This window comes from Microcoleus anatoxicus, assembly GCF_042465725.1.
Classification (GTDB): Bacteria; Cyanobacteriota; Cyanobacteriia; order Cyanobacteriales; family Microcoleaceae; genus Microcoleus; species Microcoleus anatoxicus.
In genome coordinates, this window is sequence record NZ_CP120853.1 from 2,839,142 (window position 1) to 2,861,917 (window position 22,776).

Annotated in this window: 17 protein-coding genes; 5 read left to right on the forward strand and 12 right to left on the reverse strand. The window is 45.9% G+C overall.

From position 1 onward, the window contains the following. Positions 1-12: 12 nt before the first annotated feature. Entirely contained in the window at positions 13-1,350 is a 1,338-nt protein-coding gene (locus P2A85_RS12370; protein ID WP_371115825.1) for a D-alanyl-D-alanine carboxypeptidase, read from the reverse strand. A gap of 226 nt (positions 1,351-1,576) precedes the next feature. Here P2A85_RS12370 and plsX point away from each other — a divergent pair, with 226 nt between their 5' ends. The 3 genes from plsX to fabD all read left to right on the forward strand — a co-directional run bounded on the left by plsX (position 1,577) and on the right by fabD (position 5,285). Beyond that, entirely contained in the window at positions 1,577-2,626 is a 1,050-nt protein-coding gene (plsX, locus tag P2A85_RS12375) for a phosphate acyltransferase PlsX (RefSeq protein ID WP_341736880.1), read from the forward strand. A 381-nt stretch (positions 2,627-3,007) separates the two neighbouring features. After that, the gene (locus tag P2A85_RS12380; RefSeq protein WP_371119221.1) at positions 3,008-4,009 is read left to right on the forward strand and encodes a beta-ketoacyl-ACP synthase III; all 1,002 of its coding nucleotides are present in this window, start codon (positions 3,008-3,010) and stop codon (positions 4,007-4,009) included. A gap of 397 nt (positions 4,010-4,406) precedes the next feature. Then, positions 4,407-5,285 (forward strand): ACP S-malonyltransferase, encoded by an 879-nt coding sequence (gene fabD, locus P2A85_RS12385; RefSeq protein WP_340521928.1) that lies wholly within the window; start codon positions 4,407-4,409, stop codon positions 5,283-5,285. Positions 5,286-5,471: 186 nt separating this feature from the next. On the opposite strand, the gene pruA is transcribed toward fabD, so the two are convergent. From pruA to P2A85_RS12400, 3 genes are all read right to left on the reverse strand, one after another. Continuing rightward, positions 5,472-8,447 carry an L-glutamate gamma-semialdehyde dehydrogenase gene (pruA, locus tag P2A85_RS12390; RefSeq protein ID WP_377480349.1) on the reverse strand — a complete coding sequence of 992 codons (2,976 nt, stop codon included), beginning with the start codon at positions 8,445-8,447 and terminating at the stop codon, positions 5,472-5,474. A gap of 38 nt (positions 8,448-8,485) precedes the next feature. Beyond that, positions 8,486-9,919, reverse strand: coding sequence for a hypothetical protein (locus P2A85_RS12395; RefSeq protein WP_377480353.1), 1,434 nt, complete (start codon positions 9,917-9,919; stop codon positions 8,486-8,488). A 467-nt stretch (positions 9,920-10,386) separates the two neighbouring features. Next, on the reverse strand, positions 10,387-12,891 hold the full coding sequence (locus tag P2A85_RS12400; protein WP_377480356.1) for a protein-arginine deiminase family protein: 2,505 nt from the start codon (positions 12,889-12,891) through the stop codon (positions 10,387-10,389). 490 nt (positions 12,892-13,381) lie between these two features. On the opposite strand from P2A85_RS12400, the gene P2A85_RS12405 reads away from it, so the two are divergent. Then, positions 13,382-13,798: a hypothetical protein gene (locus tag P2A85_RS12405; RefSeq protein ID WP_377480359.1), complete on the forward strand. Its 417-nt coding sequence runs from the start codon at positions 13,382-13,384 to the stop codon at positions 13,796-13,798. A gap of 107 nt (positions 13,799-13,905) precedes the next feature. Here P2A85_RS12405 and P2A85_RS12410 read toward each other — a convergent pair whose 3' ends face one another. The 8 genes from P2A85_RS12410 to P2A85_RS12445 all read right to left on the reverse strand — a co-directional run bounded on the left by P2A85_RS12410 (position 13,906) and on the right by P2A85_RS12445 (position 21,954). Further along, positions 13,906-15,255 (reverse strand): N-acetylmuramoyl-L-alanine amidase, encoded by a 1,350-nt coding sequence (locus P2A85_RS12410; protein ID WP_377480362.1) that lies wholly within the window; start codon positions 15,253-15,255, stop codon positions 13,906-13,908. An 18-nt stretch (positions 15,256-15,273) separates the two neighbouring features. Beyond that, positions 15,274-16,566, reverse strand: coding sequence for a glycosyltransferase family 4 protein (locus P2A85_RS12415; RefSeq protein WP_377480366.1), 1,293 nt, complete (start codon positions 16,564-16,566; stop codon positions 15,274-15,276). Positions 16,567-16,611: 45 nt separating this feature from the next. Beyond that, positions 16,612-17,625: a glycosyltransferase gene (locus P2A85_RS12420; RefSeq protein WP_377480369.1), complete on the reverse strand. Its 1,014-nt coding sequence runs from the start codon at positions 17,623-17,625 to the stop codon at positions 16,612-16,614. Between the two features lie 133 nt (positions 17,626-17,758). Beyond that, positions 17,759-18,313 (reverse strand): serine O-acetyltransferase, encoded by a 555-nt coding sequence (locus P2A85_RS12425; RefSeq protein WP_377480372.1) that lies wholly within the window; start codon positions 18,311-18,313, stop codon positions 17,759-17,761. Positions 18,314-18,399: 86 nt separating this feature from the next. Continuing rightward, on the reverse strand, positions 18,400-19,038 hold the full coding sequence (locus P2A85_RS12430; RefSeq protein WP_340521945.1) for an acyltransferase: 639 nt from the start codon (positions 19,036-19,038) through the stop codon (positions 18,400-18,402). Then, complete coding sequence (locus P2A85_RS12435) at positions 19,031-19,615, reverse strand: serine O-acetyltransferase (RefSeq protein ID WP_377480375.1); 585 nt, start codon at positions 19,613-19,615, stop codon at positions 19,031-19,033. Before P2A85_RS12435 ends, P2A85_RS12430 begins: the two co-directional genes overlap by 8 nt. A gap of 323 nt (positions 19,616-19,938) precedes the next feature. Next, complete coding sequence (locus P2A85_RS12440) at positions 19,939-20,949, reverse strand: glycosyltransferase family 2 protein (protein WP_377480378.1); 1,011 nt, start codon at positions 20,947-20,949, stop codon at positions 19,939-19,941. An 87-nt stretch (positions 20,950-21,036) separates the two neighbouring features. Then, on the reverse strand, positions 21,037-21,954 hold the full coding sequence (locus tag P2A85_RS12445) for a histone deacetylase (RefSeq protein WP_377480381.1): 918 nt from the start codon (positions 21,952-21,954) through the stop codon (positions 21,037-21,039). Between the two features lie 79 nt (positions 21,955-22,033). Between P2A85_RS12445 and P2A85_RS12450 the strand changes: the two genes are divergently transcribed. Beyond that, the gene (locus tag P2A85_RS12450) at positions 22,034-22,558 is read left to right on the forward strand and encodes a hypothetical protein (RefSeq protein WP_377480384.1); all 525 of its coding nucleotides are present in this window, start codon (positions 22,034-22,036) and stop codon (positions 22,556-22,558) included. Positions 22,559-22,776 lie beyond the last annotated feature (218 nt).

Genomic DNA, 22,776 nt, shown 5'->3' on the forward strand with positions numbered 1-22,776 from the left:
AACTGTCAACGGTCAACCTCCCAGCAAAATATCGCTGCGATTTGCTGCCCCTAGGGCTGGTCTGCGGCCGTCAATATGGGGCGTAATTACCTTCGGTAAAGTCGATGCTGTTCCCCAACGGCCAACCAATTTTTGTAAAAACACATCTTGCTGCGCTCTCAAAGAGTCCCAATCGGTACCGCGATTAATGATTGCAAACCAAACTAAACCCCGATCGCGCGTTGGTATGGCTCCAGCCAAGGCAATCACGCTGTCCAAAGTGCCTGTTTTCACCACAGCGTAGGGGGGAATGTGCCGATGTTCGAGAGTCCCTGCATCGCGCCCAGACACCGGAAACAAGTCAGCAACAGTCAACGGAGTAGTTTGAAGATAACGCCCGATCGCCTGCATCATTGCACAAGCAGCCCTGGGAGACATCTGATTTTCCACTCCCAATCCCGAACCGTTAACTAATTGAAGTTCCGCCGCCGGCACACCAGCGGCCCAAGTAGCTTGCTGCTGCACAATTTTTGCCCCGCCCAAATTGTCAGCCAACATCTGAGCCATTTGATTATCGCTGTGGACGTTCATCTGCTTGAGAATTTCCACCAAAGGGAGCGATCGCCGCGTCATCAGCAACCGCCCAGAACCCACAAATTGCTGCTGAGCAACTGTGCTACCAACCACAACCACCTGCGGTCGCTTCGTACCCGGAGGCATTTTAGAATAGATTGACTGGACATCCCGCGACCAACTGCGACCATTGAGGGCCTCCCGCAACAAATCCCCCGCCGTCACAGGATCGGACTGTTGATTCATGCGGAAATTGCCAGTCACAATTAAATTGCCCGCGACGCGACGAATTCCCAGATCGTTGAGAGCATTACCAACGGCGATCGCCTCCTCCCACACAAACAGAGGGTCGCCCCCCCCGCTCACCACCAAATCCCCCTGCAACACGCCATTGCGAATCGGCCCAGTCCCCCGGAACCGGGTTTCAAACTGATAATCCGCACCCCAAGTTTCTAGGGAAGCCAGAGAAGTGGCAATTTTGGTCAGGGAAGCCCCTGGCATCAGTGTGGTTCCCTGCTGACTTACCAGTGGCAACATTCCCGCCTGGACCCAAACTCCCTGATTTCCCTCAGTCAGCCCCTTCCTCTTCAAATCCTTGAGAAATTCCTGCACTGCGGTGGAGGCTGGTAAATCGGGATTGGTCCGTGAGACTCCCCCGTTCGCCAAATCCATCGCGACTCCTAACCCTGGTATCCCTCCCTCCCAAGCCAGCACCGAGGCGGCATTTGCCCCGGCACTGCTGACCCCAGCCATATGCAGCCACACAGATATAATTCCAGAGCTAAATAAATCCAGCATTTTCCACTCCTAAAGTCTTATTAACTATTGCATTGAGTTTGGGAATTTCCCGTCCACCGATTTGAGATTTTAAGTTGAAGATTCGAGGATTTTAGACTGTATCAGTAGGGTCCTCCATGGCAATAGTCTCATTTGGCGATCGCCAAATGTAATTCTTTATTCATACTTCTCGACTCAGGCTCCAGACTTCCTGGTAGAATCTTGAAGGTTTCTCAAAGATTGGGCAATGGGATCGACACGCGCAAGAATTGCAATAGACGCTATGGGTGGGGATCACGCCCCCGCCGAAATTGTGGCTGGAGCGCTTAAGGCACAAACAGAATTAGGTGTAGAGATTTTGCTGGTGGGCGACCCGCAGCAAATAGAAGACTCGCTCCGACAACAAGACGCGCACGGCCGCGTCTGTGCAGGTCAGCTTGAAATCGTTGCTTCTGAAGGAACGGTGGAAATGCACGAAGAACCTTTGAGTGCCCTCAAACGCAAGCCTAAAGCTTCGATTAACGTAGCGATGAATTTGGTGAAGCAGCAGCAAGCCGATGCTGTGGTGTCCGCTGGTCACTCCGGCGCGGCCATGGCTGCGGCTCTGTTGAGATTGGGACGACTTCCTGGGATTGACCGCCCAGCCATCGGTGCGGTGTTGCCGACAATGGTAGCTGGTCGCGCTGTACTGATTCTGGATGTCGGTGCTAACGTGGACTGTCGCCCCAAATTTTTGGAGCAGTTCGCGGCCATGGGTACCATTTACAGCCAGTACGTACTGGGTGTGGCTGAACCCAAAATCGGTCTGCTCAATATTGGTGAAGAACCTTCTAAAGGTAATGACGCAGCAGTGCGTACTCATCAATTATTGGTGGACAACCCTCATATTCCTTTTGTGGGGAATGCTGAAGGTCGTGATGTGCTCTCTGGTAACTTCGACGTGATTGTGTGTGACGGCTTTGTCGGCAACGTTTTGTTGAAGTTTGCCGAAGCTGTGGGCGAAGTTGTGGTGCAGGTGCTCAAGGAAGAATTGGTCAAAGGACTCCAACATCAAATTAACGATCCTCTGCTGCAAAAAAGTCTGCAAGGATTCAAGCAGCGGGTAGACCACGTTGAACACGGTGGCGGTTTGTTGTTGGGCGTTGCTGGAGTTTGCATTATCAGCCACGGTTCCTCTCAAGCTGCTTCCATTGCCAATGCGGTGCGTTTGGCGAAGGGAGCTATTGATAACCAAGTTCTGGAGCGAATTCAATCGGAATATCGCCACAGTGCCATCGAACAAGAAGCTAGGAATTAAAGTTAGTAGGTAGATGGACATAAATCAACGTCACTATAGCAGTCCTTGCAGGAGTCGTAAAGTTTTTTACCCCACCCCAACCCTCCCCTTATTAAGGGGAGGGAGTAAGAAATTCACAAATGATTTAGGATTGCTATAGATCCGCAGAGAGTTACAAAGCTTGTCCCTAGTCTGAGCGATTGCTTTGCTTCTAGGTGTGGACACGCAACATATATGTTTAGCTACTTACTGGAAAATTAAAAATTAAAAATGTCAAGTTAAAAATGTCAAATTAAACAAGTTTTTTGGCTGAAATAAACTGATTTCAGTTGCTGCTTAATTTTTTTAATTTGTAGTTTTTAATTTTTAATTTCTAGACCGATCGCTCATAAATGGAGAAGAATGTTGCAGCAATCAGGGTTTGGTATTGCCGTCACGGGTAGCGGTTCTTGTACACCGCCGGTTTCGCTAGATAATCACGGTTTGAGTCAGATAGTGGAAACCTCTGATGAGTGGATAGTGGCGCGCACAGGAATTCGATCGCGCAGATTGGCGCATCATGGAATGTCTTTGTGCGATTTGGCCACATTCGCCTCTCAACAGGCGATATCCATGGCACAAATTTTGCCGACAGATATAGATTTGATTATTTTGGCGACATCGAGCCCTGACGATTTGTTTGGGACTGCGGGTCAAATTCAATATCGCTTGGGTGCGACAAAGGCTGTGGCTTTTGATTTGACAGCAGCTTGTTCGGGCTTTGTGTTTGGTTTGGTGACAGCCTCTCAGTTCATTCGGACAGGGGTTTATCAAAATGTGTTGCTGATTGGGGCAGATATTTTATCTCGGTGGGTGAATTGGTCCGATCGAGGTACTTGCATTCTGTTTGGAGACGGTGCAGGTGCGGTAGTATTGCAAGCTTCAGAAGTCGATCGCTTTTTGGGATTTGAAATTCGCAGCGATGGTACTCAAAATTCCTCTCTCAACCTGGCTTACAAAGCACAGTCCCAAGAATTAATTGAGGGTGTGAATATTGGACAAGGTGCTTTTCAACCTATCACCATGAATGGTCAAGAAATCTATCGGTTTGCGGTGAAAAAAGTCCCGGAAGTAATCGAAAAAGCGATGTTTCGGGCAAATATTAGCGCCTCAGACATTGACTGGCTGCTGTTACACCAAGCGAATCAGCGAATTCTGGATGCAGTGGCCCAAAGGCTAAATATTCCGCCGGAAAAAGTCATTAGTAATTTGGCACATTACGGAAATACATCCGCAGCATCAATTCCTTTGGCTCTGGATGAAGCCGTGCGTCAGGGTAAAGTCAAAGCGGGAGATACTATTGCTGCGGCTGGTTTCGGTGCAGGTTTGAGTTGGGGGGCGGTGATTTTTCAATGGGGAAGTTGAAGCAAGGGCGACAGACTATAAATTCATTTTAGTTGTGTTCAGGCTCTGGGGCGATCGCGGGAAAATTTAAGAGGTAAAATCTGACAATTCTGCCACAGCATCAACCCTTGCGGGCGATCGATCGCGTGTTGCTCAATACTGGTGGCGGTGGATTGTAGCTTTTGCTTGTGAAACTAAAAATTCTCTTGCTGCGATTGACTTTCGGCACTCGGAAGCTAATAAATTATTCCACGAAGAGTAATGCCGTTAAAGTAGCAGAAATAAATTATAGGAAATTTTCAAAAAAGTTCCCCGCTCTGTTATAATTGTAAGTCGCGCATAGATAGTGAATGAGCGAGAAACAAATAATTTTTGCAATCACCAATTAGCAAATACCAATTAGTAAATTACCGGAAAAATGACTAAAACAGCATGGGTATTTCCCGGACAAGGTTCCCAAGCGATCGGGATGGGTGCAGACTTATTAAACTTGCCAAAAGCCAAAGCCAAATTCGATCTAGCAAAAGAGATTTTAGGCTGGTCTGTCCCAGAGATTTGCCAAGAAGAAGCAAAACTCTCTCGGACTCTCTACACTCAGCCTTGCTTGTACGTGATAGAAAGCATTTTGACCGATTTAGTGCGCGAAAAGTTCGATCGACCTTCCCTAGTGGCCGGTCACAGTTTAGGAGAATATACCGCCCTCTATGCTGCGGGTGTGTTTGACTTTGAATCAGGATTGCGCTTAGTGAAACGCCGCGCCGAACTGATGGATAATGTCTCCGGCGGGCAAATGGTAGCTTTGATCGGATTCGACAGACAGGAACTAGAATTGCAAATTCAATACAGTCGAGACGTCGTGCTAGCCAACGATAACAGCGAAGCACAAGTAGTCATTTCTGGAACCCCCACAGCCGTAGAAGAATTGCTGGCCAAAATCAAAGTCAAACGGGCGCTAAAATTGAATGTTTCCGGCGCCTTTCACTCTCCCCTGATGTCACCAGTGGCTGCGGAGTTTCAACAAGCTTTAAAATCGGCCAGATTCTCAGATGCTAAGATGCTGGTGCTCTCCAATTCGGAACCGACAGCTACCACAAGTGCAGCTACTTTGAAGCAGCGCTTGACTCAGCAGATGACTAAAGGCGTGCGGTGGCGAGAAATTTCCCTACAATTGCCACAACAGGGAATCGATCGAGTTGTGGAAATTGGGCCAGGTAAAGTGCTCACAGGTTTGATTAAACGAACAACTCCAGATTTAACCTTAGTAAATGTGAGCTGTTTGGCAGATTTGCCGACTTAATTTATGGTTAACCTAGCAACATCAAAAAGCCAAATTTAATAGCCAGATAGCTGGTGCATCTGTGTTTGGCAAATATATTTGTAGGGGCTATAGCATGACGGCTGTAAATAATTGTCTGCGGTCATGCTTCGCCTATGCAAAATCGGGATACCTGACTGTTTAGATTACAATCAAGGAAATTTGAGATTAATCGTCTACTCCTGCAATGGGAGCAAAACCTTGTCGCTGAATATTTTCAGTGATGGTGCGAGGTTCGAGGAATTGTAGCAAATAATCCGGGCCACCGGCTTTGGAACCAACTCCCGAAAGTTTGAATCCTCCGAAGGGTTGCCGCGATACCACTGCCCCTGTAATTCCGCGATTGATGTACAGGTTTCCGACTTCAAAATCTGCGGCGGCGCGATCGATATGGGAAGGCGTGCGAGAATACAATCCGCCAGTTAAAGCAAAATTGGTGCCGTTAGCAATCGTAATCGCTTCATTAAAATTCTGGGCCCGAATCACTGACAAAACCGGACCAAAAATTTCTTCTTGGGCAAGAATTCCTGTGGGTGGTACTTCCGTCACAATCACTGGGCCAATGAAATAGCCGGTTTCGGGTGCTGACATTTCTAAAGCGATGTTAGCTTCCGCGCGGCCTTTGGCGATATATTCGCGGATGCGGCCATGAGCATTCGCATCGATAACTGGACCGACTTGAGTGCCGGGATTTTCCGCAGGACCAACATTGAGCGATCGCGTGGCTTCTACTAATCTTTGCACAAAAGTGTCATAGACCGATTCGACGACAATTACTCGCGAACAAGCGGAACATTTTTGACCGCTATATCCAAAGGCAGAATAAACAACCCCAGCTACAGCTTGGTCTAAATCAGCACTTTCATCGACAATAATGGCATTCTTGCCACCCATTTCGGCAATCACTCGTTTCAGGTGTTTTTGTCCTGGTTGTAAAATCGCAGCATCGGCATAAATTTTGCAACCAACTTCTTGAGAACCGGTGAAAGTAATCATGTGGACATCGGGATGTTTCACCATGTAAGCGCCCACGGTTGAACCTTTACAGGGCACGTATTGAAATACGCCTTTGGGGATGCCCGCTTCTAGCAAAATTTCGGTAATTTTAGCAGCAATTACTGAGGATACTTCCGCAGGTTTGAGTAAAGTACAATTCCCTGCAACTAGGGAAGCAACTGTCATCCCCACAGGAATTGCTAGGGGGAAATTCCAAGGAGAAATGATTAAAGAAATGCCGCGGGGCTGATAGCTGTATCGGTTAGTTTCTCCGGCGATGTCGTAATTTTGTCCTTGGTCCAACCGTTCCATTTCGTCGGCGTAGTAGCGACAAAAATCAATGGCTTCGGAAACTTCAGCATCGCATTCTCTGACTGGTTTGCCGACTTCAAATACCATCCAAGCTGACAGTTCGTGCCGTCTTTTTTCCATCAATTCTGCGGCTTTGCGCAGCACGCCGGCGCGCTGTCTGACGGGGGTTTTCCGCCAACTGGTAGACGCATCTTTGGCGGCTTGCAGGGCTTGTCTGGCTTGTGATTCCGAAAGCAATCCGATTTTGCCAACTACTTCTGTGGGGTTGGAAGGATTGAGGGAGTTGACTGTGGTTTCGGTGTTTTGGTATTCGCCGTTAATTAGGGGTAAATAGGTTTGTCCGAGGATTCCCCGCACTGATTTGATGGCTGTTTCTGCTTGTTTGCGGAGTTCGGTATTGGCGTAGTCTGTATCGGCTACGTTGGGAAATACTTTGCTGTAAACTAGCTGGTCATTGCCCTTGGCTACTGGTGCGGCTAATAATTGGTCGATCGGCATTTCTTCGGAACTTTGCCGGATGAAGGAACTGTTGGCGGTATTTTCCAGCAAACGGCGGATTAAATAGGCCATTCCTGGGAGTAAATCGCCGTAGGGACAGTAGACTCGGACGCGATAACCCCGATCGACCAAAAGCTTAGCCAATTTGTCGCCCATGCCGTACAATACTTGCATTTCAAAGCGGCGGCGTGGTATATTGAGAGTTTCGGCAATGGCGATCGCCCTGGCTTGCGATCGGACATTATGACTTGCGATCGCTGCATACAAATATTCGTGATTTTCCAGCAGCAACTGAGTCATTTCTTCAAAGTTGGCATCCGTAGCAACTTTGTCATTGTAGACAGGCTGCGGCCAATCTTTCTGCATAGCTTTGATTGTTTCCTGATCCCAGTAAGCGCCTTTTACCAACCGCACAGTTACGGGATTTCCGCGTTTTTTCGCCCAAGCAACTAAGCCTTGCAAATCTTGTTTGCTATCGCGCAAATAGGCTTGTAATGTGATACCGATATCCGTGCGTCCGCGAAACTCATCCTCTAACAATAAGTCTTTGAGAATGCTGAGAGTTAAACCTTTATAAACATACTGTTCCATGTCGAAATGGACAGCAGCGCCCAACTCCTTGGCGCGACGGAGTAAAAAGCGAATTCGATCGCTAACTTTGGCCTCACTACCTTTGGCATCCAGCGGGTCAAACTGAGAATAAAATGCAGTTAACTTGACAGATACTTGTACTCGTGGTAAAGTTTCACCATCAGCTTTATCGATCGCATCTACCTGAGACCAATTTTTCGCAGCGATGCTCAATTCCTGCATTAGTTCCAAATAGCGATCGAGATAATTTTGAGCCTCTGTTTCAGTAATTACAGCTTCCCCCAAAAGGTCAACGGTAAAACCCATTTTATCCTTGCGAAGTCGTTCTAAAGTTTTAACTACTTGCTTGATATTTTCCCCAGAAATATACTTGTGCGCCAAAGTTTCCACCGCCGGCGCAACTGTTGTGGCTGCCAATTGACCAGGAATCGAATCAGCATTAGTAAAATTGAGCAATTTTTTCAAAGCTTCGGGCAATTCTACCTCTTCAGCAGTCAGGTATTCTTGCAGGTGGCGAGCAATTTCCGGCTTGCTGCGGAGGGCTGGTAAACAATCAATAAATCGAAACAATTGCACCCGGAGTCCGGGGCTAGCCATGGCCCAGTCTAGCAGCTTGTCGTCCCAGCGCATTTGGTCTTGTAGTTGGCCCAAAAAGGAGCGTTTTTTCTCTTGAGTTGCCTTAAGAATTTCTTTAGCAATTTCCTGGGTTTTTGCTTCGTAGATACTTGGAGATACTTGTGCGATCATTGGTGATTGATAATTAATAAGAACCAGAGACGGATTTACTATTTTACTTCAATTTTAACTCCATAGTTTGCTTTATTGTCGCCAGAAAGTTCAATAGTGTAGTCCCCGCTGCTGGGTAGTTGACCTTCCCACCGACTTGTGCTATTTGCAGTACCTACTTTTTCACCATTAGGAGCAATAATTGTGGCGCTAACTGTGCCTTCTTCAACTTTTAATGTCATGCTTTGGCCACTATTGCACTCCAGTAAGTAGCGCTTTGATTTGTTGTCTGGCAAAGTATTTCTGAGAGTAACTCCGATCGCACCTGGTTCAAAGCTAACTCGCTCAGTCACAGCCGTTTGGGCCGCCGGAGAGGGGGATACTGAGGGCGAGGGAGAGGGGGATGCTGAGGGCGATGGAGAGGCCAATTGTGGCACTCCAGACAGGGTTGGTGTCAGAGTGGGAGTGGGCGACGGGATGCTGGAGACAGGTGATTGTGGAGTTGTGGGCGCTGGGGGAATCCCAGGTAGTCGATTAGCCGGAGTGGCTGGGATAGGGGAAGGGCTGGGACGAAGTGGTACATCTGCGGGTAATTTGATTTGCAGGTTGACTCTTTCCTGATACATTCTCCAGGCTAACAAAGCGCCCAAACTCAGCACAGAACCGACTAACATTCCGCTCAAAAAAACTGCTAAAACTTGCCAAACTCCTGTTTTTTTCGGTTCGGGATTCGGAGTCTGATTTAGTTGAGTTGGGTAATTGTCATAGTCAATGGTTGGCGGTACGATGTCCGCAGCCATGGGAATAGTTTCTGTTTCTGTTTCCAAGTTAGCCATTAAAATATCTTTTTTTATGGCAGTTTCAGCGCTATTTTCGGATTGAATTTTAGTATTTAAAATATCTTCTGTAATAGCAGGATTGACCGTGGGTTCCGGGTCAGCATTAGCATTTGAAATATTTGCTGTTATCATAGTTTCTATAGAAAAATCCAGAGGTTCAGAATCGGTATTTAAAGAATGTTCTTCGTCAAGGGAAGTTTCTGGCGGAGTTTCTGCTGGTTGGGAATCAGTAATTGAATGTTCTTCGTCAAGGGAAGTTTCTGGTGGAGTTTCTGCTAGTTGGGGATCTGTAGTTGAAGAATGTTCTTCATCTAGGGAAGTTTCTGGCTGAGTCTCTGCTGGTTGGGAATCATTAATAAAATGTTCGTCAAGGGAAGTTTCTGGCTGAGTTTCTGCTGGTTGGGAATCATTAATAAAATGTTCGTCAAGGGAAGTTTCTGGCTGAGTTTCTGCTGGTTGGGAATCGGTAATTAAAGAATGTTCTTCATCTAGGGAAGTTTCTGGCTGAGTTGTTGCTGGTTGGGAATCAGCAATAGAATGTTCGTCTAGGGATGTTTGTCGCGGAGTTTCTGCTGATAGGGAATTTGACTCTAAAGTGGCAATTGTTTCTGGATGCTGAGTCAAAATTTGATTGTTTTCTGGTTGGTCACTCATAGGGATAAAATTATAGTATAAAGATGGCTGTTGAGTATTTTACGTTATTTGTGCGATCGGGGCACTGAGATGATACGCCGATGCTCTTGAGAAAACAAGAAAATAGTTATGTTATACCAATTTTTTATGAGGCTGCATAGAATTCGATCCCCCCTAGCCCCCCTTAAGAAGGGGGGGACCGGAAGCTTTTTGAAGTCCCCCTTTTTCCCCCTTGGGGGGTAGGGGGGTGGGGGATGCGAGGGGGATCGAGATATGTGCAACTACCCATTATATTGGTATTATATCGTTTCCGGTTGTATCGCAAATGGACTAACAGATAAAGGCAGATGAATATGGAACATCTGCATTATATCAAATCCGTTGGTATCGGAATGATTTATCTCTCTCATCTTCATCGGTGAACTCTGTGGCCTCTGCGGTTTAATAATCTTAACACAAAAGTAAACGATATTACCCATTCGCAATTATTAATTATTAGGTAAAGACTGCCAAAAAGGTCGCTCTTCTCCCTTTCTGATAGTATTTGTAGCAGACTGCATATTCCCCCTCAGTTCTTGATAATACCTATCGTCAAGGAAACTAACATTGACACCAAAAGGTAGTAGTAATTGACGTAATTTTTCCTGAGTATAATCCTTGCCGTCAATTATCGCCCCGCGAGGATTTGAGACTAACAAATTGCCATTGACAGGTACGGAATTGACCAGATTCGGCCACCAAGCATAACCGCTATAGCCAAACATCACTGGAATTTGGATAATTTGGTCATCTCTCAGGGAAAATTCTCTTTTTAACTTATCGATAATCGGATTAAGTTTTTGTGTTTGCAAATTGAGATTGTGCTTAATTAAAGCTTGATTTTTCAAAGCAGCGCTGACTGTAATTTCATTGCTCAATCCACGATTTATCTTAACATCACCGTAACCTTTTTCTGCCAATTCTTCTAGGAGCTTAACTCCGGCTTCTGGACTGGCGATCGCCATTATATACTTTCCGGGAGTTGTACTGGGAATAAAATTGATGATTTCATCGACTTGGCGAGTCAACAGCCAAGAAGTATCAATATCCACCGCAGGCCCTTGAATTTGCTGAGCTTGAATAAAATCTAGTACCTCTGGATTAAAACTAGCATTCCCGGATTTACCGTAATAAATTCGACCCATGGGGTATCCAGGAATCGGCGGTGTTACTTGTAAATTTCCGTAGCCATCAGCCCACTTATTTGCTGATTCTAGATTGCGAGGTTGACCGATTTTGACTACGCTCAAATACTCATCGGGATTGGTTTTTGGGGGATAATTACCTAGGGCATTACTATTGTTTTGTAGGGCTACATTCAAATTGCGGGTTTGGGATTTTTCGGGAAATTGAACGTAGCCATTTTTCTGAATGTCCTGCATCCAAGCTTTGTCTCCTTGGATGATTTTGACTTTAGCTCCTGTAGGTTCTACTGCTTGTTTGAGTTGGGAGATGAATTCGCTGTTTCCTGAGCCTCTGTCGCTAACTTGAACCTCTGTAACTGGTGCGCTATTGGAGGGCATTATCCAAGGTGTAACGCCCATTTGGATTGTTTTTGAGGCTATTTCTTGACCATTATTGATGGCATTTGCTTTGAGATTAATCCGACCGCTCCAATTGCGATCGGCAAATTGTTTGGCTTCTACTCCTAAGACAATATTTTTGCTAAAAACTAGCGGTTTAGTACCTGATATGTCTACATTTTGCCAGCCATCGCTGGTCTTTTGAAAAACATTTATGTGAGGGCTAGCCAGGTTATCAGCCGTGATAAATACTTGAGAACCTTTGAAGTTTTCCGACATTTTTAAGTGAACTTGAGACAGCATTGCTGGGCGGCGTGGGGCGCTAACTTTGGTTTGTTGCCAAACTGGTATCTTGCGTCGATCGCCCGATTTGTCGTTAAATAGAACTAGGGCTCCCTTAGACAAAGACCATTGTTCTTTACCTGGTTCATCTTGGTCATTAATTTCGCCATCTCTGTTGGTATCTCCCGCAAAGAAGAAGTTAGATGGCGCTGAAGTGGGTAAAAGTGGGCTGGGATTTGGGGTGAGAGTTGCTTGAGGAGTTGGTGATTTTTTTGCTAATTCTTGTTTTTCTTGTTCTTGTTTTTCTTGTTCTTGTCTTTCTAATTCTTGGCGGGCTTGTTCTTGTTTTGCTTGTTCTTGTCTTTCTAATTCTTGGCGGGCTTGTTCTTGTTTTTCTCGTTCTTTCCGAACTATTTCTTTTTGTTCAAACTCTTTTCTTTCTAGTTCTTTACGGGCTTGTTCTTGCTTTTCAAGCTCTTGTCTTTCTAGTTCTTTGCGGGCTTGTTCTTTTTTCTCAAGTTCTATTCTGGCTAACTCTTGTTTTTCTTGTTCTTCTGCTAAGGCTTTTTGTACGTTCCGTGCAATTTGTAATTCGTAGGTAGCGACTGTTAGATTGCCTTGATAGTCGATGGTTTTGTCGATGGCCGCACTAGCGAAAAAAGAACCGTGGGGAATTTTCCGAAGCGTGTTGATAGCGGACTGCCACAGACGTTGTGACTGTTCCCAACTAGCTGGAGAATTTTTGGCGGTGCGTCCGATGATGACGGCTTCACTGGCTATTTTAGCGGATTCATTCCAAGTGTTTTTGGCGGTTTCTTCGATTTGAATGCTACTGTTGACCTTGGCCAGTTGCAGAACCAAAGCTTCTGATTTTTGGCGCTGGATTTGGGGTTTCCAAGGTTCTGAGAAAAATGAGGTGCGATCGGGATTTTTGGCAATTTGGTCTAATTCTAGTTTAAGGCGATCGCGCAATTTGTATAATTCCGCAAGGGATTGGGGAGTTTCGGTGTCTGGCTGTCGCCCAGAGATTTGGAGTTGGTTGTTGAGGGAAGGTTGGGCGAGGGTTTGGGGGACTGCTACCCAGATGATACCGATGATGACACCGAAAGTATTGATAATGGCGATCGCAATATATTTAACCAAACGCATACAGTTTATCCTCAGACACCCCAATAATTTTACCTAATTTGGGGATAATTGAAGAATTTAATATCAGGTTGTTGGGCATCCGATAATGAAACTGCCCAGGGGCTAGGGGCGATCTATATCTCAGGGTAAAACAGCAGTATGGCACTAATTTCGAGCTTAAGTTGACACCAATGCCCATTCCCCATTCCCTACCTTTAGATAGATGTCAAATAGTGGTAATCACTAAGTTTGGGGGGTGAAAATTGATGAGACCTCTCTCATAATTATTGTAGACCACGCATCCCTGTGACCAAGCTGAGGGGCACCGCCTGGGTGTTCTGGACAGTCTTTTGAGAAGATTTCTGTGAGAAAGAGTTTTTTTATTCCTTCTGTCATAAGATCGATCGTTAGGAAACTATAACCAAAGACAGTTGGGGAATGAGTGAGCTTAAGTCTAGTATTTAAACATAGGTCAAAGACACTTTTTGAAAAAATAACCGAGGAATAAATCATGAGTATTAGCAAATCAACACCAAAAGATGTAGAAATGGAATCTAATATGCAAGCCCCCCACTACGACAGGGGCATCACTCCTGCCGAAACAGCAGCGCGGCAAGAACGTGAAGGTAGCAACTTCATGCACACAACCACAGAACAACATCAGCAAGATGCCAAAACTGATGACCAAACCGATGATGAAAGTATTCGCACTACAGATGGCTATACAATAGACAAAGAAGGTCTTGTTAACAATTACGCCATCGAACCCGAAATGTACATTGACGAACCGGGTGATTTGAGAGCAAAAGAAGAAGCCGAAGCCCAAGAACGCGCGCGGATATTGGCAGAAATTAAAGATAAAAGAGGTGAAGAAGGTAAACTGACTGCCGAAACAGATATGCGTGGCAAAGGGCCGGGGATTATCTAAATTATCTGGTTTTTGACAGACTTTCTAAAAAAATATCAGACCCAGATTTCCGACTTCTTAAAGAAGTCGGGAATTTAATCACGATCGCATTCTACGTTTAAGTCGCTTCAACTCGCAGATTGCATCAATTCATAAAGCCTCCTTACCAAGGCTGTAATTTTCGTGCCATACTGCAAATCCGCTGTCCAACGCCCACCGAGTCGATCGACTTCTGGAGCAATTCCCCGCGTCACAAAGCGAAATCTGGGATCTACAAGTTCCTGAACCAAAGGTTCAATACTGGCGTAAGCTTTTAAATGTTGAATATGAGCCCTAACGCCGATGCGGGCGCTAGCAAAAGATGCGCTTTCACTATCTTCCCCAACCGTAGCCAAACCTCCAAAATTGTTTTGAGTCGGTCTGATATTGTCACCAAAACGCAAAAAATTAGTTTCTAAACACATTTGACAAAAAGCAATATCGTAGTTGACTCCTTCAACCCTCGCTTCTTCGCGATAAAGCTTTGCTATGTCAGGAAAAACCGTTAAAGCGCTGGGATTATTGGCTCTGAGAAACATGATTAACTGCACTTCAGTGGTGATTCCAGCACCCATAATTTTGCCAACTTGAGCGGGAGGCTGGATATTCGATCGCAAAACCACAGTCCGATTAGCATTATCCCAAGTAACTAATACTTGAAAATCCCGCAGTTCGATCGCCTGAACGTAGACAATATTCTTGTAACTAACGCGGCGAAGTCGGGCAATATTAGATAAATCAATGCCCAATCTATCCACTAGATCGATGGGAATATAAGCATTCCCATTAATTAAAACCCCCTGTTCTTCATAAATCCCACCATTGAGATTGATATTAATCGATCGATAAGTAATGGGGCTAGGAGTTGGAGGTTCCGCACGAGGGCGAATCCAAGTTTCCAATCCGTCAGCAATTCCCATCGCCATCTCTCCCCGCCGATTTTGAATCAAAAGGCGATCGTCCGGGTTCGTCAGAAAGCCCAGTTCCATTAACATCGAAGGAATAGAAACCCAGCGACAAAAAATCAGCCGTCCCAAACCCGTAGCCGTATCCGGTGTTGCGCCACGGTTAGGTAACTGCGGCAACCTCCGCAGCAAGGACATAATCAGCATTTCCGCATCAGCTTTCCGCTGGTTGTTGGCGGCAATATAAAAAATACCGGCACCGCGCACCGAGGGGTTAGAAGCGCCACTAGCTTGAATTTCCAAAGCCACATCGCCAATCCGAGACCGGGAGTTAATCCAGTCAATGGTTTGCACTTGACTGAGTTCATCGGGGACAGCCAGCACTTCCACAGCGCGCGATCGCAATTGGCCAACCACCAAGTCCCGAAGCAGGATCATTTCCCTGGCTTCAGTAGTTCCACCGGCCACTGTTCCGGGGTCTCTCGTCCCGTTTTCAAAGCCACCGTGACCCGCGGATAGAAAAATTCTCGCCATTTTTATTGTCTTTGAACATTAACTTTTAGAGTTTAGAGGTTCGCCAAGCATTTTTTGATAAATTTCTACAATCTTTTCTGCCTTTTTATCCCACGCAAATTCTTTGGCTTTTTCCATCGCCTTGGCTGACATACTTTCCCGCAGGCGATCGTCTTCAACCAACAGTTGAATTTTACTTGTCAACTCCTCGGTGAGATACTCCCTAGAATTTGGCTCTATCTTAAAACCTGTTTCTTCATTCACATATTCACCAATACCGCCATTATTGGCAACGATGCAGGGGAGTCCGCAAGCCATAGCTTCCATTACCACAGCTCCGCCAAACTCTCGGATAGAAGGAAAGCAAAAAATATCTGCTTTCCTGTAATAATCCAGAGTTTCTTGTTGATTCACCCATCCGGCAAAACTCACTATTTCCCCTAACTTAAGTTCCTGCACTCGGTTTTCCAAGTTATTTCTTTCCGGTCCGTCTCCCACTATTGTTAACCGGATTTTATTTTTAATTACCGGGTCTAATCTGCCAATAGCTTCTATCACAATGTCGGCGCATTTGTAGGGGACTAATCTGCCGACAAACAGCAGATTTATCTCCTTAGACTCTTTATTTTTGATATGGGTCGCATTTAAAAATTCATCGGAAATGCCATTTTCGTAGAACAAATCAATTCTTTCGTCAGGGATGGCAAATAAATCTTTGAGCATATTCAAAGTATAAGTTGAACCTGCTAAGATTTTGTCAGCTTTTTTGTAAGTTTCTACATAACCTGGAATTAAGGCTCGACCCACTGCTCTCAAAAAGTTGAATTGAGCAAATTCTTGTTTTGCCGTTTCTTGAAAGCCTGGTGGGAAGGGAATGCCCCCATTCACAGGCCCTAGAATAAAAGGAGTCTGCTGACATACAGTGACTACTTTAAACGGATACCGTGGCATCATCGGGGTAATGGCATGAACTATGTCATAGTCTCCGTTCAAGATTTGTGTTTGAAATTTTTGATATACTTGCCGATTAAATTCTTCATATATTGGATAACTCAATGCGTTATAAAGAGGCCAATTTACTCGCCCGTTGGCCGTAACTTTTGCTACTATCTTATAATATTGCTTGTTTAAATTCGATTCTTCTAGGTAGAAAACTTTTTCATATTCTGGGTGTTTTTCCAGAGCTGATTTATTTCTAATATGGGTGACGAGGGTGGCATCTACTAACTTGTTGATTTTGTGAAAAAAATTGTAGCCAACCAAAGGTACAGATGCCCATTCAGGATTGCATTGCTCTACTATTAGTAAAACTTTTAATTTTTGCTTGTTCATTTGTTTACTACCTCTGGTGGTGAATAAATTTTAGTGAGCTTGGTGCTAGCTGGCGGAATTAATGGAGTTGGTTGTTTTGTATTCGATCAACTTGCTCTGTTGACCCAGTAATCTGCGCTGGTGAAACTGGATTTGACCTTGTAGCTGAGGAAATTTGGCTAATACGCAAGACAAAGCGTAGATAGCTGCGTCTTTAGTGGTGATATTCCGATGCTTTACATAATAGTTATAGGTGCGATAAGTTGCTAAGGGATAGCCGCTCCATAGTAACAGGCTCCAACCTTTGCTCGGCAATGCCATTGCCAAGGCTAGCACTGGCAAGATTAATCCCCACAGCCAGATGCTGCGGGTTTCTTTTACCCAATGGCGCTCTGGTTCCCCGCCGTGCATCCAGGAACCTTCGGCGTAGGCGTAACCTGCTCTTTGGGCGCGCTTCCACCACTGAGTAAAACTGGTCATTTGCGCGTCGTGGAGGGTCATTTCGGCGTCTAAACGCAGGATTTTCCAATCTTTTTGGCGCAAACGCACGCAGAGCTCTGGTTCTTCGCCGGCGATGAGTGTGGGATTGAAACCGCCGACTTGTTGCAAGGCTGCGACGCGCATCATGGAGTCGCCGCCACAGGCTTTGGTTTCGCCGATGGGGGTATCCCATTCGATGTCGCAGAGTTGGTTGTAGATGGTGGCTGCGGGGTATCGTTCGCGTCTGCGCCCGCAGACTGCTGCTACGTCGGGTTTGGCTGTGAGTTCGTTGTAGGCTCGATCGATCCATCCGTCAACGACTTCGCAGTCGCCATCGACAAATTGGACAAATTCGATGTCTGGTGCTATTTCCAGCAGGCGGGTAAAGCCTTCATTTCTGGCGCGGGCTGCGGTAAAGGGTGTGGATAGGTCGAGTTCTACGGTATCGGCGCCGAGCGATCGGGCTAATTCTAGGCTACCGTCTGTGGAGCCGGAATCGACGTAGATGACGCGGGAAACTTTGTTTGTGGCCGAGAGTAGGCATTGGCGGAGGCGCTGCCCTTCATTTCGTCCGATCGCCACTAATCCAATTTTTTTCAAGTTTTTCCTGTTGAATGCAACTACTAAACTATTCCTGAGACCTCTGCCATAATTATTGGTGGAACAGGCACTCCTGGCTGTTCTTCACTGTCTTTTGAGGAGATGTCTGTTTCAGATCTTAATCAAAGCCCAGCTATTTTGATATGGTTTCTTCTACTTCTAGAAAAGATTTTTCTGCTTTACTCGCTTTTTTTTCGATAATTTTTGCTGGTATTCCCACTGCGGTGGCACCGGGTGGCACATCACAGATCACCACAGCATTAGCACCAATCAAAGCATGATCGCCGATGGTTACGGAGCGAATTATTTTTGCTCCTGCACCGATATCGACGTGGCCTCCAATTTTGACATCACCAACAATTGTCACCTGTTGCAGAATTAAACAGTTAGGGCCAATGGAAGCGCTGGGATGAATGACAATGCCATTAGGATGAGGCAGTACCAGTCCTCCTTCTATTTGGCAGTTTAAGGGGATGTCTGTTGCCGTTACAACACTCCAAAAACGATGGTAGATGATATTTAAGCGACATAACAAATAGCCTAAAATCCCACCATGTTGCTGCCACTTTTGGTAATTACGGATAGATTTGAGCAGTTGACAATTGGGTTCCCACCACTTACCAGCTTGTTCGCGACTCCAGTCTGGTTCTGTAGCAGAAATGATTGGCTTAGTGATTGACTCAACCATTGTTTGTTCAGTATTTTGATGATGTATACAATTGTGTTTATTTGTGGAGTTTACATGAAAAGTAATCTCTAACTGCTGTAGGGAGATTACTTGAATTGCAACGCAGTGGGAGTTGATGTGTTGCGGTAGAAGTGCGAGACTCGTAACTGTAAGAGTTCCTCTTCGATTTCTGGGTCGAAACAGCCTTCACGGTTGTTAATCAAATCCGCCCATGGCCAGCTTTGGGTTTCGGCTTGCAATTTTTTCACTAAGTCTGAGACGCGGCCGATGGGTCTGGCGGGAACGCCTGCTACTATATCGCCCTCGGCAACATCTTTGGTGACGACGGCACCGGCGCCGACGATCGCATTTGGGCCGATGGTGACATTGCGAAGGACGATCGCCCTGTAGCCGATAAATACGTTGTCGCGGATATCTACCTTGCCTACGGCATCTAGTCTAACGTTGTAAGCCCGGTTGAGCATGGCGATGGAGCCGTCGTGGCCGATCACGGTACAAGAGGAGAAGTGGACGTTGTTGCCGATGCGGACGTAGGCTGGATCTGTAAACATGGTCTCCGGCAGGATGGTGCAATTTTCCCCGATCGCGTAGAAGTTGCCGTGGCGACGGAGAAATTCGGCGTATTCTTGGGAACCGGGGTTACAGAATCTGATGTAGAGGTTGGAAAACTTGCCGTAACGCATAGCCTGATGGCGAAGGAATCTTTGGAGGATTGACTTAAGCATTTTCCTGTTTCTTTGTAGATTGAATAATTTTGGCGGGGATACCAACAGCAGTTTGACCGGCCGGAATGTCGGATAAAACTACTGCATTGGCACCGATATTTACGTCGTCTCCTAAGCTGACCTTGCCGAGAATTTTTGCACCGGCGCCGATGTTCACTCGATCGCCCAATTGAGGCGATTCTAGGGGTTTGTCCAAATAGCGGTTTCCCAGGGTTACGCCTTGGCGGATAAAGCAGTCATCGCCGATCGTACAGTGTCCGTGGATGATAATCGCGCTCTGATGTTCAATCACCACCCGGCGGCCAAGCTTCACGGTGTATGGCAAATCTATGCCGTAGGTGTTGCGGACTTTTCGGTAGAGCGATCGATACAGAATACTCAAGGGAGCTCGCAGCAGCTTCGGTTCAACTTTCATTCTCCAGACACCGAAGCGTTGAACTGCTACCGCCCGAAACCCCGGTTTTGTCCAATCGCGACCATGAGCAATCCAGTCTTCTTTAATTTGCTGCCACAGCCCGAGTGGGGGGTTTTCTACTTGATTTGCACTGCCAATTAAGTTTTGATCGTCAGTTACCATAAGTTCTAATTCACACTTCTTGCTTGTTTACCCTGTTCCTAGATGCCCCTGATAGTAATTTGTTTAGTGGTTTTTTTGAGGAAGGTTTAACGGGTGCATCTGTGTTTTGCAAATATATTCGTAGGGGCTATAGCATGACCGCTGTAAATTTCTGGTTATCGCTAATAAATTGTCGGCGGTCATGCTTCGCCTATGCAAAATCTGGATGCTCCCGGTTCAACCCGGTTTATTGAGGTCTAGAATACCAATTTCTAGGGTACATCACACAATATTTTCTTGATATTAACCGGGTTTATTTTGGTTTGAATTATTTACCCACTCCTTTAAAAATTTTTGGATTTTTCAATCTTACCCCCCTTAAAAAATACACTATTCAATAAAAAATCGCTGAGAAATTTTGGTGGATCGCCGTCGGGCTTGCGTTGAAGTACGCGACGCACCCTCCAGGTGGCAAAGCCCGAAGCCCAGGATACATCAGTTAACGCTGTGTAAACCAAGCCGTAGTTTTTGAGAAAGTACCTGCGTCGGGAATCAAACCAATAAGTAGGCAGTCGTTTCGCAGGCTTTTTGCTGTCAGTGACGCCTGAGCTTTGACCTACTAGGTGAACTACGCGACTTTGGGGTACATACCAGCAACTCCAGCCTGCTTTGTGAGCTTGCAGACAAAAGTCCATTTCTTCGCAGTACATGAAATAAGCTTCATCCATCAAGCCAATTTGTTCAAATACTTCGCGACGGACGATCATGCTGGCTCCTGCTACCCAATCAGTTTGACAAATTTCTTGGGAAATCGGAGGCGCTACGGCCCAGTTTTTCAAGAGCTTGGATAGGAAGCCTGTGCGCCAACCAAAATCGAGTTCAGTTAACAGGCTGTGAAACCGAAAAGCTGACTCCTGGGGGGTACCGTCGGGGTCTTCTAAGCGGCTGCCGGCGATTCCTGCTTCGGGATGAGTGTCCATGAAATCGACCAGGGCTTTGATTGCACCGGGGCGAACTACGGTGTCTGGGTTGAGCAGCAGGATGTAAGGGGGGGGATTGGGCGATTTCAGGGCGGGACGGATCAGGGCGTTGTTGCCGAAGGCGAATCCGCCGTTGTAGTCTAGGGGTACGAAGGATGCCCATTCGCTCCAGCCTTCTGCTGCGATCGCGCTGCTAATTTCTGCGACTGAGTTATCACCAGAGGCGTTGTCTGCAACTGCAACCCGCATACCGGGAAGGGATTCGACTTCGTTAACTAGAGAACGCAGGCAGTCAATGGTCAAAGCCGGGGTTCGGTAGTTAACGATGACCACAAGTAGCGGATACGGATGATTTGGCGCAATGGCATTGGACATAATGGCGATCGTCTGTTTAATAATTTTTAGCTCAGTTTGTCTCTGTTTGGCAAGGGCTGGCGATCGACATTTTATAAATACAAATGTTTAAAGTCGATACTGGCGATAAACCTGACTGGCCGCTCGGTGCAATAGCGAATGCCGATAAACTAATCCCTTCATGTCATCGCAATAGCCACCACCAATCACACAGGCTACTGGATAGCCCCCCGCCAAACAAGTAGATAAAACTTGCATTTCCCGGCGAAATAACCCCGTATCAGTTAAAGCTAATTTTCCCAGTTTGTCCCCCTGGTGAGGGTCTACTCCGGCATCGTATAAAACCAAATCTGGCTTGACATCTGACAGCAAATCTGGTAAATATTTAGCCAAGGTTTGCAAATATTCGTCGTCCTCCATACCGATCGGCAAAGCGACATCTAAATCGCCCTTTTGTTTGGTACCTGGAAAATTCACCTCACAGTGCATCGAAAAAGTAAAAACACTGTCGTCATTTTGAAAAATAACAGCGGTTCCATCCCCTTGGTGTACATCTAAATCCACAATCAATACTTGACGAACTAAACCCATTTTTTGCAGGACACGAGAGGCGATCGCCAAATCGTTAAAAATACAAAAACCCGACCCATAATTAGGGAAAGCATGATGAGTTCCTCCCGCAGTATTGCAAGCTAAACCGCATTCTAAAGCAAGCTTGGCTGTCAGTACCGTTCCAGAGGAGGCGATACAAGTCCGATTGACAAGGGCTCGACTCCAAGGAAGACCAATTCGGCGCTGAGCTTTGGCATCAAGGGTCCCGTTGCAGTAAGCTTGAATATAAAACTCATCGTGGACAAATTGAATCCATTCTGAAGGAGGAAGTTCCGGGGCGTGAAATTGATCGTGGGAGGCGACCCCATCCGCCACGAGCATTTCAGAAAGCAGCCGGAACTTGCCCATCGGGAAGCGATGACCCGGTGGCAGGGGTGCAACGTAATCTTCGTGGTAAATAATTGGTAAGTCCATTGAGAGTATTGTAGAAAAAATAAATCTCCAATTGAAAGTGCAAACTACCAAAAAAATAAATTCGCTGGAGAACCTGTATATGGAACTAAAAATAGTTTGGGAATTGGAAACTAACAACCCCAACAATACTGAGAATTTACATCATATCAGTCAGTGGTGGGCAAATCTCAATGGCAAAGCAATTACCTGGGTGGAGCGCATTATTCCGCTGGCCGGCGATATGAGTGAAATTCACTGGCATCCCCAGCGGTTTGACGAAAATTTTATTATGGTCAATCCTGAAATTCGTGGGGATACTCTGTATTGGTACAAACCAGATTCTCCAGTCGAAAGGAACACCATAGTTCAGAAGCTGGAACTAGACAACCTCCAACAGCAACTTTACATTTATCCTCAGTTAGAATCGGAGATAGTAATTCGGATAGCAATTCCCGAAATTAAATATCAAACCCTTGAACTGAAAAATGTCGAATTTGCCCTAGGCGAAGATAATCTTATGTTGCTATGGGATGTAGAACAAGAACTGGAAATCAAAATCACTCTTACTGCCGAAAATATTCTGAAACTTCAGGAATTACTAGCAGATAAACACCATAAAATTTAAACAGCTTTTTCCATGAGATGATGTTGCAGCCCTAGGAATCAAAGACTTGGGCGCGATGTGGTGGCGGTTTTGTTGTCTTTGGGCATCGTTGAAATCTATTTGTGAACCACCAATTATAGATCGTTGATAAGGCTGCTATAATATAAAATTATCAGAAGTAAATTAATGATTAAATAAATATACTAGAATATAACTCTCGCACTCACAGTAGAGAATTA